Source organism: Pantoea sp. VS1, assembly GCF_002207995.1.
Taxonomy (GTDB): Bacteria; Pseudomonadota; Gammaproteobacteria; order Enterobacterales; family Enterobacteriaceae; genus Pantoea; species Pantoea dispersa.
Map to the genome: position 1 here is coordinate 135,570 of NZ_NHZE01000004.1, position 11,359 is coordinate 146,928.

General features: G+C 59.6%; 12 protein-coding genes. 3 read left to right on the forward strand and 9 right to left on the reverse strand.

The features are described 5' to 3' along the window. Nucleotides 1–114: 114 nt before the first annotated feature. A complete protein-coding gene (locus CBW22_RS01260) occupies nucleotides 115–1,734 on the reverse strand; it encodes a peptide ABC transporter substrate-binding protein (protein ID WP_088515819.1) in 1,620 nt (539 codons plus the stop codon). Nucleotides 1,735–1,922: 188 nt separating this feature from the next. Between CBW22_RS01260 and mpaA the strand changes: the two genes are divergently transcribed. Further along, the gene (mpaA, locus tag CBW22_RS01265; RefSeq protein ID WP_088515820.1) at nucleotides 1,923–2,636 is read left to right on the forward strand and encodes a murein tripeptide amidase MpaA; all 714 of its coding nucleotides are present in this window, start codon (nucleotides 1,923–1,925) and stop codon (nucleotides 2,634–2,636) included. Here mpaA and ycjG read toward each other — a convergent pair. Beyond that, nucleotides 2,605–3,591, reverse strand: a complete 987-nt coding sequence (ycjG, locus tag CBW22_RS01270) for an L-Ala-D/L-Glu epimerase (protein WP_021506131.1) — start codon at nucleotides 3,589–3,591, stop codon at nucleotides 2,605–2,607. The two genes, mpaA and ycjG, sit on opposite strands and share 32 nt — an antisense overlap. A gap of 151 nt (nucleotides 3,592–3,742) precedes the next feature. On the opposite strand from ycjG, the gene tpx reads away from it, so the two are divergent. Then, nucleotides 3,743–4,246, forward strand: coding sequence for a thiol peroxidase (gene tpx / locus CBW22_RS01275; protein ID WP_058780606.1), 504 nt, complete (start codon nucleotides 3,743–3,745; stop codon nucleotides 4,244–4,246). A 58-nt stretch (nucleotides 4,247–4,304) separates the two neighbouring features. On the opposite strand, the gene tyrR is transcribed toward tpx, so the two are convergent. The 7 genes from tyrR to pspA all read right to left on the reverse strand — a co-directional run bounded on the left by tyrR (nucleotide 4,305) and on the right by pspA (nucleotide 10,120). Beyond that, nucleotides 4,305–5,870: a transcriptional regulator TyrR gene (gene tyrR / locus CBW22_RS01280; protein WP_021506133.1), complete on the reverse strand. Its 1,566-nt coding sequence runs from the start codon at nucleotides 5,868–5,870 to the stop codon at nucleotides 4,305–4,307. A 213-nt stretch (nucleotides 5,871–6,083) separates the two neighbouring features. Continuing rightward, nucleotides 6,084–7,157: a YcjF family protein gene (locus CBW22_RS01285; protein WP_088515821.1), complete on the reverse strand. Its 1,074-nt coding sequence runs from the start codon at nucleotides 7,155–7,157 to the stop codon at nucleotides 6,084–6,086. Then, nucleotides 7,154–8,551 (reverse strand): YcjX family protein, encoded by a 1,398-nt coding sequence (locus CBW22_RS01290; protein ID WP_058780608.1) that lies wholly within the window; start codon nucleotides 8,549–8,551, stop codon nucleotides 7,154–7,156. The genes CBW22_RS01285 and CBW22_RS01290 overlap by 4 nt, the downstream gene beginning before the upstream one ends. Next, the gene (pspD, locus tag CBW22_RS01295) at nucleotides 8,532–8,780 is read right to left on the reverse strand and encodes a phage shock protein PspD (RefSeq protein ID WP_021506136.1); all 249 of its coding nucleotides are present in this window, start codon (nucleotides 8,778–8,780) and stop codon (nucleotides 8,532–8,534) included. Before pspD ends, CBW22_RS01290 begins: the two co-directional genes overlap by 20 nt. A gap of 48 nt (nucleotides 8,781–8,828) precedes the next feature. After that, the gene (pspC, locus tag CBW22_RS01300) at nucleotides 8,829–9,176 is read right to left on the reverse strand and encodes an envelope stress response membrane protein PspC (protein ID WP_058758492.1); all 348 of its coding nucleotides are present in this window, start codon (nucleotides 9,174–9,176) and stop codon (nucleotides 8,829–8,831) included. Beyond that, nucleotides 9,173–9,397, reverse strand: a complete 225-nt coding sequence (pspB, locus tag CBW22_RS01305; protein ID WP_058769745.1) for an envelope stress response membrane protein PspB — start codon at nucleotides 9,395–9,397, stop codon at nucleotides 9,173–9,175. The genes pspC and pspB overlap by 4 nt, the downstream gene beginning before the upstream one ends. 57 nt (nucleotides 9,398–9,454) lie before the next feature. Continuing rightward, nucleotides 9,455–10,120, reverse strand: a complete 666-nt coding sequence (gene pspA / locus CBW22_RS01310) for a phage shock protein PspA (protein ID WP_021506139.1) — start codon at nucleotides 10,118–10,120, stop codon at nucleotides 9,455–9,457. Between the two features lie 156 nt (nucleotides 10,121–10,276). Between pspA and pspF the strand changes: the two genes are divergently transcribed. Next, nucleotides 10,277–11,272 carry a phage shock protein operon transcriptional activator gene (gene pspF, locus CBW22_RS01315; protein ID WP_088515822.1) on the forward strand — a complete coding sequence of 332 codons (996 nt, stop codon included), beginning with the start codon at nucleotides 10,277–10,279 and terminating at the stop codon, nucleotides 11,270–11,272. The last annotated feature ends 87 nt before the right edge of the window (nucleotides 11,273–11,359 follow it).

Genomic DNA, 11,359 nt, shown 5'->3' on the forward strand with positions numbered 1-11,359 from the left:
AGCAAAAACAATACGATACAGTCTAGCGCGGCGCGGGACAGTTGCAATTACCAGGGTGTGAGTAAAAATGACAGCGCAACCGGGTCGTTCACCGCCCTCCGTGGCGGTTCAGCGTCAGTGCTTCTCAATCCACAATTCCCGGCTGTAGGCAACATCTTCCGGATTGGTGATGGGATAGCCCTTAACCCACGGCTTGATCAGCCGCCCATTGGTGTACTGGTAGATCGGCGCAATCGGCGCCTGGTCAGCGATGATCTGCTCGGCTTTGTTGTAATCGGCATTGCGCGCCGCCACGCTGGTTTCATTGCTGGCTTTACTCAACACCGCATCATATTCCGCGTTACTGAAGCGGGAAATATTGCCGCTGTGGCTGGCGGTCAGCAGACTGAGGAAGGTCGATGGCTCATTGTAATCGCCCACCCAGGAAGCGCGGATCACATCGAAATTACCGCTGTTGCGGCTGTCGATATAGGTTTTCCACTCCTGGTTCTGCAATGTCACGTCAACGCCGAGATTCTTTTTCCACATCGAGGCCACCGCAATCGCAATCTTCTGGTGACTTTCAGAGGTGTTATACAGCAGCGTCAGGTGCAGCGGTTTAGCCGGGCCGTAACCGGCGGCGGTCAGCAGGGCTTTGGCCTGCGCATTCAGTTCCTGCTGGCTGTGCTGCTGCAGATAGCTCTGCTGCGGCGTGAAGCCGGCGGTGACGTCCGGTGTGAAGTGCCATGCCGGTTTCTCACCGGTGCCCAGCACTTTTTCCGCGATAATGCGGCGGTCAATGCTCCATGACAGCGCCTTACGCACCCGCACATCCGCCGTCGGCCCTTTCTGCGTATTAAATGCGTAATAGTAGGTGCCAAGCTGATCCGACGTATACACCTGACCCGGCAGCTCTTTTTTCAACAGGCCGTACATATTTTTTGGGAAGGATTCCGTGATATCGATATCCCCGGCGCGGTAACGCTTGGTGGCGCTGGATTCTTCATTGATGGGAATAAAGGTCACTTTCGTCAGTACCGAATGGGCGTTATCCCAGTAGTGCGGGTTACGCACCAGCACAATCTTTTCGTTAACTACGCGCTCCTGCAATTGATAAGCGCCGTTGCCCACCAGTTTACCCGGCGCAGTCCAGCCATCGCCGTTTTGCGCGATGACCTTTTGCGGCACCGGGAACATCGCCACGTTAGCCACCATGCTGGGGAACCACGGTAGCGGACGTGACAGCGTCACCTTAAGATGCGTCTCATCGGTCGCCACAACGCCAAGTTTGTCCGGGCTCATCTGCCCTTTGGTGATGGCTTCAGCATTCTCAATGCCGCTCAGCGCAGCAAACCAGGCGAAAGGCGAGCTATTTTTGGGATCGACCAGACGTTGCCAGCTATAGACAAAATCCTGTGCGGTCACCGGTTCACCGCTGGACCAGCGCGCATCTTTGCGCAGCGTGAACAGCCAGGTTTTGTTGTCATTGCTGCTCCAGCTCTGTGCAACGCCCGGTACGATTTTGCCCTGCGCGTCCTGGCTGGTCAGCCCTTCAAACAGATCGCGCAGCACCTGAATCTCCGGCAGGCCGACCGCTTTGAGCGGATCAAGCGAGGCCGGTTCATCTTTAATATGGCGGACGATTTCCTGGCTGCTGGCCAGTTGCGCCCCGGCTGGCACACTGGCGGCATAGGCGGATGAGAGAGCGCTGCTGATGATGAGCGCGGCCAGCGTGGTGCGGAAAGTTAGTTTCATCACGACTCCTTGACCCGAAAAAAGGGCGACGGCCAAACCAATGCGTCGCCAGCAACTTTTCGCACTTTATCGCAAATCGCTGATTGATAAATAGCTATTTCCCCGTCTGCTGTTTACCGTTATGTTGAGGCTGGATTGCAGCTCACAATTTTTGCGGCTGAACGCGATGCATGACAGAGAGGAAGGTTATGTCGACACACCACCCGCGCCCGCTGCGCGGTAAGCTGGACGCCGTCTGGCAACAGTATGGACATTCGGTGCTGGGTGCGCCGCTGCTGTGGTTTCCGGCACCGGCGGCTGACGAGGACAGCGGACTGATTATCGCCGGCACCCACGGCGATGAAAACGCGGCGGTGGCCACGCTCTCCGCCGCCATGCGCACGCTGCCGGACACGCTGCGGCGTCATCATGTGATTCTGGCGGTCAATCCGGATGGCTGCCAGCTCGGGCTGCGCGCCAATGTCAACGGTGTTGATCTCAACCGCAACTTCCCTGCCGCCAACTGGCAAGCGGGCGATACGGTCTATCGCTGGAACAGCGTGGCCGACGCGCGCGATGTGCTGCTCTCAACCGGAAACGCACCGGCGTCAGAGCCGGAAACCGCCGCACTGTGCCAGCTGATTCATCGTATCCGGCCGCGCTGGGTCGTCTCCTGGCACGAACCGCTGGCCTGTATTGACGATCCGCACCATAGCCCGCTGGCCAGCTGGCTGGCGGAACAAACCGGTCTGCCGGTGGTGAGCAGCGTCGGCTACGCCACGCCGGGCTCGTTTGGCAGCTGGTGCGCCGATCTCAGGCTGCCCTGCATCACCGCCGAAATGCCGGCCATCTCGGTGGACGAAGCCACCGAGGTGTATCTCGATGCGATGATCAACCTGCTGCGCTGGCAGCCGTCGTCTTAAGCACGCCGTGCGAGAAGTGCAGCGACGGTTCCACATCGGCCGCCAGCCACGTTGGACCGTCGAGGTCAGCAAACGTGGCCTGCGGCGTTAACGGTAGCGCGGCGCGAATGGCGCGTGAGGTACACAACATACAGCCCAGCATGATGGCAAATCCCTGCGCGCGCGCGGCCGTGGCCAGCGCCAGCGCTTCGGTCAGCCCACCGGTTTTATCCAGTTTGATATTCACCATGTCGTAGCGCCCGTGCAGGGCTGCCAGACTGTCGCGCGTGTGGCAGCTCTCATCCGCACAGATCGGTAGCGGATGGATAAAATGGGCCAGCGCCGCATCCTGCGCGGCAGGCAGCGGCTGCTCCAGCATCGCCACCTGCAAATCCGCCAGCAGCTGGCAGCGCGCCGCCAGCCCTTCAGCCTGCCAGGACTCATTGGCATCGACGATCAGCGTGGCGTCCGGCACCGCACTGCGGATCGCCACCAGCCGTTCGCTGATCAGATGGTTATCCAGCTTAATTTTCAGCAGGCGCGCGCCGTGCTGCCACAGCGCCAGCGCGCTGCTGGCCATCGCTTCTGGCGTATCAATGCTGACGGTATGCGCCGTAACGATCTCCTGTGCCGGCACCGCTTCACACAGCGCCGCCAGGCTGGTGCGCTGCTGCTGGCGCTCCAGATCCCACAGCGCGCAATCAATCGCGTTACGCGCGGCACCGGCCGGCAACGCCTGTTGCAGCGCTGCCCGCGTCATGCCGTTTTGTAACGCACCGAGCTGTGAAGCAATCTGCTGCAGCACCGAAGCTTCACTTTCGCCATAGCGCGCATAGGGCGTGGCCTCGCCAATCCCTTTGAGGCCATCCTGCTCAATCTCCACCACCACCACGTGCGCCTCGGTGCGGCTGCCGCGCGAAATCACAAACGGCGAGTGCAGCGGCCAGGCTTCCGGATAACTTTTCACTGTTCTCATACTGACTCCTCAAATCCATGACGTCATAACGTGCTGGTGCAGCTCCACGTTGAATTAGGCTCGTAAACCCTTAAAATTTATGTCATAAACAAACGCTATACCTGTTCTGGTGGGGTTAACGCCAGATTTTTCATCGTTAAAAGGAAATTGTATGTCGCAGAATGTTCACTTTCAGGGCAATCCGGTGCCGGTTGCCGGCCACTTCCCGCAGGCTGGCGAGCAGGCAAAACCGTTCAACCTGGTAGCGAAAGATCTCAGTGATGTGTCCCTTTCTCAGTATGCAGGCAAACGCAAAGTTCTGAACATTTTCCCAAGCATTGATACCGGCGTGTGTGCCGCGTCGGTGCGCAAATTCAACGAGCGTTCTGGCGAAGCTGACAACACCGTGGTGCTGTGCATCTCTGCCGACCTGCCGTTTGCGCAGTCGCGCTTCTGCGGCGCCGAAAACGTCAACAACGTAGTGACCCTGTCTACACTGCGCGGTGCAGAATTTATTGAAAATTACGGCGTCGCGATTGCCGATGGCCCGCTGAAAGGCCTGACCGCCCGCGCGGTGGTGGTGCTGGATGAGAACGACAAGGTGCTGTACAGCGAGCTGGTGAATGAAATCACCGAAGAGCCGAACTATGAAGCGGCACTGGCAGCGCTGAAGTAAGGCTACTGCTGATAACAAAGCCGTCTGTCACAGACGGCTTGTTGATGCAGAACGCGGATTATTCGCCTTCGCTGCGTTTCTGACCGAGGCCATATTCGCGCAGCTTGTTGGCAATCGCGGTGTGTGACACCCCAAGGCGTTTCGCCAGTTTACGCGTGCTGGGATACGACAGATAGAGACGAGTCAGCACTGAACGCTCGAAACGGCTGGTGATTTCATCCAGCGACCCTTCCATTGCCTCTTCACCCAGCGACACATCCAGCGCCTGCTCCGGCAGCACGATATCCTGCGGACGCAGTTCATAACCTTCCAGCTGCGTGAGCGCGCGATACAGCGCATTTTTCAACTGGCGCACGTTGCCCGGCCAGTTATAGCGCGTCAGGAACGGCGTCAGCTGCGGTGACAAACGCGGGCGCGGCAGCCCCTGCTCATCGGCGAAGCGCGCCACAAACATTTCGGTGAGCGGCAGAATATCCAGCGGACGTTCGCGCAGCGGCGGCAGATTCAGCGTCAGCACGTTCAGACGATAGAACAGGTCTTCGCGGAACTCACCGCGCTGCACCAGCTCAATCAGGTTCTTTTGCGTGGCGCAGATCACGCGCACATCCACATGCACTTCATGATCCTCGCCGACGCGGCGGAAGGTGCCATCGTTCAGGAAGCGCAGCAGTTTGGTCTGCATGCGCGGCGACATCTCGCCGATTTCATCCAGCAGCACCGAGCCGCCGTTCGCCTGCTCAAAGAAGCCCTTTTTCCCTTCCAGCGCGTTGGGATACGCGCCCGCCGCGTGACCAAACAGCTCGCTCTCAGCGACGTCATCCGGGATCGAGCCGCAGTTGAGCGCCAGGAACGGTTTTTTGCCGCGAGCGCTGCGCAGGTGGCAGGCGCGCGCCAGCATATCTTTACCGGTGCCGGTGTCGCCGACAATCAGCAGCGGCGCATCGTGCATCGCCAGTTTGCGCGCCTGGTCAATCACCTGACGCATTTTCGGCGTCACCGCCACGATGTGATCGAATTCGGAATCATCGGTGACGCTGAGATTCTGCAACTGCCGCCCCATGCGCGCGGTGGATTTCAGGGTGATCATCGCGCCTACCGGCTGGTCGTTCTGCTCATCTTCCTGCGCCAGATAGATCGGGCGCGCTTCCATGAGGAAATCACGCCCCTGTATCACCACATGCTGCGCCTGCGCGTCAACACGTTCACTCTCCAGCCAGCGCTGGAAATTAAAGCCGGCAATCAGCGTGCCGGCGTTCTGATTACGGATCTTCTGTTCGTCGAGGTTAAACAGGTTCTGCGCCGCCGGATTCGCCAGTTCGACTTTACCTTTCAGGTCGAGGGAGAACACCGGCTCGGGCATCGCCACCAGCAGCGCGCTCAGCGCGCGATGTTCACGTTCAGACGGCATGAAAGACACGGTGCGAACGTCTGTCACGCCCGGTGTACGGCGAATCTCCGCCATCAGGTTGCTGAATGCGTCAAATTCCAGCGCAGAAAAGTTGAGGTAGATGCGGCCCAGCGAGGCAATTTCAATGCCGCGCAGGTCAATATTACGGGCAACCAGCAGGTCGAGTAGCTCGCGCGCCAGACCGATACGGTCCTGGCAGAAAACTTCCAAACGCATTGCGATGAGCCTTAGTCAGGTTTTGATTTTAGAGATAATACGCTAACTTGCAGCGCCTCAGAAGGGTTCTGTCATGAAAAGTTGACACTCTGAGGCAGGTGACGAAGAGAAGTGTAGCGGAACAACCAACAATAATCCCGCCAGAAATCGCTCTGAGCACAGATAATTTCACCTTTCACGCCATCGGCAGCGTGAAAGGCAAACATGGTGAGATTATTTAGCAGCCTGACCTGCTTTATCACCGCTTTTGGCCAGCGATTCTTTAAGCTGTCCCACCAGTTCACGGCGGAAATCGCCGAGCCGCGGTTTGTCCTCCGCCAGCCACGGCAGCGGACGGCATAATTCCATCGCTTTGATCCCCAGTCGGGCGGTGAGCAGCCCGGCACCGATGCCCTGCGCCGCACGCGCCGAGAGACGGGCGGCGATGTCCTGCGACATCCAGTCCATACCAACTTCGCGCACCAGCTCTGACGCCCCGGCAAACGCCATATTCAGTAATACCAGCCGGAACAGCCGGATGCGACTGAAGTAGCCAAGTTCAATGCCGTAGATGGCCGCGATGCGGTTCACCAGCCGCAGGTTGCGCCAGGCGATAAACGCCATGTCCACCAGCGCCAGCGGGCTGACGGCAATCATCAGCGTCGATTCTGCCGCGTGGCGGCTGATTTCGCGCCGCGCCTGACGGTCCAGCACCGGCTGCACCAGCTGCGCATACAGCGTGACAATTTCGCGGTCGTTATGGGTTTCGTGCAGTGCCGCGTGCCAGCGCTGCAGTGCCGGATGCGCCTGATCCAGCTGCGCCTGACGCGCCAGCTTTTCGCAGAACGCCCGGCCTTTGCCAATGCCGTGGCTGGCCAGCAGTTCACGGCCCACGTCCCGCTCTTCCGCCCGCTGACGCAGACGATACAGCCGACGCCATTCGCCAATCAGCGCGCCCGCGCCGGCGGCGACAATCAGCCCACCGGCCACGCCGCTGCCCAGTGCAAACCAGTCGCGCGTCAGCCAGGCATCGTGCAGCCACTGGGCGCCCTGCGCCACCACGCTGATGCCAAAGATACCCAGCCCGACGCCCACCATTTTGCGCCACAGGCTGCGCTTTGGCCGCAGCGCGGCTTCCACCACTTTCTCGCCGGCGCCCTCTTCCAGCGGCTCCGCGTCAGGCGTCACCAGAAACCCCTGTTGCGCGTCGCTGCTAAAGGTGTGTGCCGCGCGCAGGGTCGGCTCCACAGGCTCCTGCAACGGGCGGGCAAAATCTATCCGTGGTTTGAGTGGCGTTTCATCGCTCATCGCAATTTATCTCCCAGTAAAAATTCCAGCGCAGCATCCATGCGGATATGCGGCAACGGCCGATCGACATCCAGCTGCTGCGGCCGGAACTGTTCAAACTGAAACCCCTGCTGCTGCCAGAAGCTGTTGCCCGGCAGGCGCGGCGGTACTTCGCCCGGGTAAAAGGTCAGCGGTTCACCGTCGGCGAGGCGATGACCGCGCAGCGCCGGTAATTTTTCTCCGCGATGATCCACCAGCCCGCTCTCGGTCGCCTGCACCGACGCCAGCCCCAGACAATCCATGCTGATGCCTTCAAACGCGGCGTTCTGCCACGCGTCCTGCACCAGCTGCTGCAGCAGCGACACCATATTGGCGTGCTGATCGGCGGTGATGTGATCGGCCTTGGTGGCGGCAAACAGCAACTTATCGATGACCGGCGAGAACAGACGGCGGAACAGCGTGCGCTGACCATAGTGAAAACTTTGCATCAGCTGGGTCAGCGCCAGCCGCATATCATTGAACGCCTGCGGTCCACTGTTGAGCGGCTGCAGGCAATCGACCAGCACGATCTGGCGATCAAAGCGCAGGAAGTGATTTTTATAAAACCCTTTCACCACATGCTGACAGTAGTAGTGGAAACGCTGCTGCAGCATGGCGAAATTGCTGCCGGCCGGTGCCTGCAGCAGCTTGCCGGCCTGCTGTTCATCGACGTTGGGCCACGGGAAAAACTGCAGTGCCGGCGCGCCAGCCATGTCACCCGGCAACACAAAACGTCCCGGCTGGATGAAGTGCAGTCCTTCGGTTTTGCACTGATGCAGGTAGTCGGTCCAGGCGGCGGCGATCTCCGCCAGGCGGTTTTCATCGGCGGGCGCGAACGGGTCGAGATCGGCGCTCAGGCTGTGCCAGCGCGCGGCCCATTGCTGACGATCGCCCTGCAGCAGGCCGACCATCTGGCGTGACCAGCTGAGATAATCCTGCGCCAGCATCGGCAGATCGAGCAGCCACTCGCCGGGATAATCGACAATTTCGAGGTAGAGCGTGGCAGTGTCTTTGAAATGGCGCAGCAGAGACTGATCCGGCCGGTAGCGCAGCGCCAGGCGCATCTCGCTGACGCCGCGCGTCGGGGTTGGCCACATCGGCGGTGTGCCGTACAGCTGGGCCAGCCCTTCGTCATAGGTAAAGCGCGGCGTGCCCAGCTCACGCTGGGGTACGCGCTTCACGCCCAGCAGCCGCTCTTCGCGTACCACGGAAAACAGCGGCAGACGCGCGCCGCTGTGGACATTGAGCAGCTGGTTAACCAGCGAGGTGATAAAGGCGGTTTTGCCGCTGCGGCTCAGGCCGGTGACGGCGAGGCGCAGATGACGATCCACGCCACGGTTCATCAGCCCCATCAACTCATTTTGCAGTCTTTTCATCGCTCTCCCTGATGAAACGTGCCGACAGGCGGTTAAACGCCTTACTCAGCAACGGTTCCAGGGCGGCCGCCAGCAACAGGCGCAGCGGACGGCGCGCCACCGATTTCACTGCCCAGCCGGCCAGGCCGCCGGGCGCATAGGTTACTGCACTGATGATGATGAATTTTCCCGCCGACTTCAACGCAGGCGTTGCGCGGCGGCGCAGAGCAGTTAAACGTTGCGTATGCATAGCGCCTCTCTTAGAGCAGCGGACCCGCTGACGGGCCCGCGACAGGGATTAAATCTGGCGGAAACGGCTGCGTACGCTGAAGGTTTCTGAGGTCACGTAACGCTCGATATCGCGTACGTTACGCTCATCCGCGGTGAGGGTGTTCTCCAGCTCATCCAGCAGTTCGCGCGCTGTTGGTGTGCGCTCAGAGGGTGCGTCCAGCGGTTTTTCATCCAGCACGTAGCCGAGGATAAAATAGGCGGTCACGGTGATCATAAACAGACCGAAAAACAGTGACAGCACTACAATCACACGCAGCAGCCGCACCGGAATATCCAGGTACTCGGCCAGCCCGGCACACACGCCGCGCACTTTGCCCTGCTGCGGAATACGCCACAGTTTGCGTCCGTTCATCATGGCTGCCTCCAGTTCGGGTGTTCGGCATCGAGGATCGCTTCCAGCGCCTCGACCCGGTCACGCATGCGGCGCGCTTCCTGCGTCAGCTGCTGCAGGCGCTGCAGGTCACCGGACGAAAGCGCCCCGCCGTTGCGTTTGTTGCTGTAGTGCAGCCATAACCAGATCGGTGCCACAAACAGCACGAAGATCGTTAACGGTATGGCCAGAAATAGTGCGCTCATTGACTCTCCTTTTTCAGTACACCCGGCAATCCGGGCCCGTTAGCAGGCCCGGGGCGATCACTCGCTGCGGTTCATTTTGGCTTTCAGCGCAGCCAGCTGCTGGCTGATTTCGTCATCAGCTTTCAGATCGGCAAACTGCTGGTCCAGCGTTTTGCTTTTACCGAAGCGCTGGCTTTCCGCTTCTGCTTCCATGTGATCGATGCGACGTTCAAACGACTCGAAGCGTGCCATCGCCTCATCCAGCTTGCCGCTGTCGAGCTGACGACGCACATCGCGTGACGATGAAGCCGCCTGGTGACGCAGCGTCAGGGCCTGCTGGCGGGCGCGGGTTTCGCTGAGTTTTTTCTCCAGCTCACCAATCTCGCCTTTCATGCGATCCAGCGTCTCTTCAACATGGCTGGCTTCCTGCTGCAGCGCGGCGATCAGGTCGGTCAGCTTCTGTTTCTCAATCAGCGCCGAACGGGCTAAATCTTCTTTCTCTTTACTTAGCGCCAGCTCAGCTTTTTCCTGCCATTCGGCCTGCTGAGTTTCGGCCTGCTCAATACGGCGCAGCAGCTGTTTCTTTTCTGCCAGCGCGCGGGCCGAGGTGGAACGTACTTCCACCAGCGTGTCTTCCATTTCCTGAATCATCAGGCGTACCAGTTTCTGCGGATCTTCGGCACGCTCCAGCAGCGAGTTGATGTTAGCGTTCACGATATCGGCGAAACGAGAAAAAATACCCATAATGATGTTCCTCTGGTTGTCATGTCTTTACGCCCATAACTAATACAAGATGCGTGCCAGTTTTTAATATGCTGATTTTACTGGGTTTGACTGTTTTACACGCGCGGCGCAATCCGTTAAGGTAGTGAAATTAATTAATCAGTGGTGAATTTCATCATGGCAAACGGTAAAGACAATCTGCTGGGCGAGTCGAATAACTTTTTAGAGGTGCTGGAACAGGTATCGAAACTGGCGCCGCTGGAGAAACCGGTGCTGGTGACTGGCGAACGCGGTACCGGTAAAGAGCTGATTGCCAGCCGCCTGCACTACCTCTCCGACCGCTGGCAGGGGCCGTTTATTTCGCTCAACTGCGCCGCGCTGAATGAAAACCTGCTGGATTCCGAGCTGTTCGGCCATGAAGCCGGTGCCTTTACCGGCGCCCAGAAGCGCCACCTTGGCCGCTTTGAGCGCGCCGATGGTGGCACGCTGTTTCTGGATGAGCTTGCCACTGCGCCGATGCTGGTGCAGGAGAAACTGCTGCGCGTGATTGAGTATGGCCAGCTGGAACGCGTTGGCGGCAATCAGTCGCTGCAGGTTAACGTGCGGCTGGTGTGCGCCACCAATGAGGATCTGCCCGCGCTGGCCGCCGCCGGCCGTTTTCGCGCCGACCTGCTCGATCGGCTGGCGTTCGATGTCGTCCAGCTGCCGCCGCTGCGCGAGCGCCGCAGCGATATCCTGGTGATGGCCGAGCATTTTGCCATTCAGATGTGCCGCGAGCTGGGCCTGGCGCTGTTTCCCGGCTTTAGCGAGCGCGCTCAGCTCACCCTGTTGCAGCACAGCTGGCCGGGCAACGTGCGTGAACTGAAAAACGTGGTGGAGCGCTCGGTGTACCGTCATCACAGCACCGAACAGGCGCTCGACACCATCATCATCAATCCGTTTGCGCCACGCGGCGCTCCTGCGGTAACCGAAGCGGAAGCAGAACAGCGTGAAAATACCCTGCCGGCGCTGCCGCTGGATTTACGCCAGTGGCAAAACCAGCAGGAGCGCGCACTGGTCGAAGCCAGTCTGCAACAGGCGCGATACAACCAGCGCCGCGCCGCTGAACTGTTGCGCGTCACTTATCATCAGCTGCGCGCGATGATGAAAAAACACGGGATCGAAGCACAGTAGGGTTTAACTGACGGGTATCGCTGCGGCAGCTGTCAGTTTTGCACGCCGGGTTGTCAGCTATACGTGAGCCGCGTCCGGCAGGTTACT

Bases quoted from the DNA above. Each gene is read 5' to 3' on its own strand.
- CBW22_RS01260 (WP_088515819.1), bottom strand. From the start codon at position 1,734: ATGAAACTAACTTTCCGCACCACGCTGGCCGCGCTCATCATCAGCAGC.
- mpaA (WP_088515820.1), top strand. From the start codon at position 1,923: ATGTCGACACACCACCCGCGCCCGCTGCGCGGTAAGCTGGACGCCGTC.
- ycjG (WP_021506131.1), bottom strand. From the start codon at position 3,591: ATGAGAACAGTGAAAAGTTATCCGGAAGCCTGGCCGCTGCACTCGCCG.
- tpx (WP_058780606.1), top strand. From the start codon at position 3,743: ATGTCGCAGAATGTTCACTTTCAGGGCAATCCGGTGCCGGTTGCCGGC.
- tyrR (WP_021506133.1), bottom strand. From the start codon at position 5,870: ATGCGTTTGGAAGTTTTCTGCCAGGACCGTATCGGTCTGGCGCGCGAG.
- CBW22_RS01285 (WP_088515821.1), bottom strand. From the start codon at position 7,157: ATGAGCGATGAAACGCCACTCAAACCACGGATAGATTTTGCCCGCCCG.
- CBW22_RS01290 (WP_058780608.1), bottom strand. From the start codon at position 8,551: ATGAAAAGACTGCAAAATGAGTTGATGGGGCTGATGAACCGTGGCGTG.
- pspD (WP_021506136.1), bottom strand. From the start codon at position 8,780: ATGCATACGCAACGTTTAACTGCTCTGCGCCGCCGCGCAACGCCTGCG.
- pspC (WP_058758492.1), bottom strand. From the start codon at position 9,176: ATGATGAACGGACGCAAACTGTGGCGTATTCCGCAGCAGGGCAAAGTG.
- pspB (WP_058769745.1), bottom strand. From the start codon at position 9,397: ATGAGCGCACTATTTCTGGCCATACCGTTAACGATCTTCGTGCTGTTT.
- pspA (WP_021506139.1), bottom strand. From the start codon at position 10,120: ATGGGTATTTTTTCTCGTTTCGCCGATATCGTGAACGCTAACATCAAC.
- pspF (WP_088515822.1), top strand. From the start codon at position 10,277: ATGGCAAACGGTAAAGACAATCTGCTGGGCGAGTCGAATAACTTTTTA.